This is a genomic window from Sphaerochaeta sp. S2, from assembly GCF_016406725.1.
Classification (GTDB): Bacteria; Spirochaetota; Spirochaetia; order Sphaerochaetales; family Sphaerochaetaceae; genus Sphaerochaeta.
In genome coordinates this window covers 1-1,040 of sequence record NZ_JAEKNT010000053.1, presented here as the reverse complement: position 1 = coordinate 1,040, position 1,040 = coordinate 1, and the positions used below count along the sequence as shown (strand labels likewise).

Annotated in this window: 1 protein-coding gene; it reads left to right on the top strand. The window is 33.7% G+C overall.

The window, feature by feature from the left end:
- Positions 1-46: 46 nt before the first annotated feature.
- On the top strand, positions 47-1,040 hold a 994-nt coding region (locus tag JF818_RS01235), incomplete at its 3' end, for a hypothetical protein (RefSeq protein WP_198890178.1).

Here is a 1,040-nt window from a genome sequence, read left to right as displayed (position 1 = left end):
CATAAATGGTATACAACCATATGATAACTATTATACTGGAGATACAATGTCTGAGAAATTATTTAACAGCATTGAGTACTTTGATGAGTATGGTGAGTATATTTATTATGGTTATCACTTACCTTATAATGGTGAAAAAGTTTTAGAACTTACTTTTGCAGCCGATGATTGGGTGGTCGATTATAATGATTACGCCGTTTATATTGGTTTTTACACCATTGAAGAAATTAATCAAGCAACCTATAATGCAGGAAAGCAAAAATCCAATGAAACTATCTCTGGTGGAGATTTGTATCTTCGGATAACTGAATATGCTGTTATTGGTACAAGCTTGCAGATTGCACCTGTTGATATTCAGTATGAATTACCTTCAGACATTGAAGGCGCTGAAGTTAGAGTTAGCTTTGATGAGAATCCTTATGCTAATTACTTGGATATTTACATTCAGGGGCAATATGATTATCTTCACAATGCCTTGACATCACACTTAAATGGTGTTGAGGGTTACAAAAATTATGAAATTGAACACGATCTGTACTTATACAATGGATATGACTTATCAAAGATGGATGATTTTATTGAGAGTCTAGTAACTTTCTCTTACTCAAGTCAAGAAGGCTATGTAATCAATGACCGTAAAGAATTGGATTCGGATTTATTAGAGCGATATGGTGCTATTAAAGGTTATCGATATGTTGGCAATTGGCAGACAAAAGAAGATAAGGAGCAAAGCTACTATGATGAAGGCGCTGCTAAATACACTAAAATAAATTTCACTGTAGATAAAATCAGATACGATGAAATTGATATAATTGTCTTGCCAAATGGCTTGACCCATAAATTCACTTTTAACAAATATAGTGAATTTCCAGATGCGCACTTTATGATTGAAGAGCGTATAAGTAATGCTGCGTTTGAGGTTGAGCATTTTTTGAATACATTAAATTTTGTTCCACGAAATAACGGCATGACACCTGAGGAATATGGAGAATACATAAAAACGAACGATGAACTATCGATGCGTTTAATATCCGATAGTT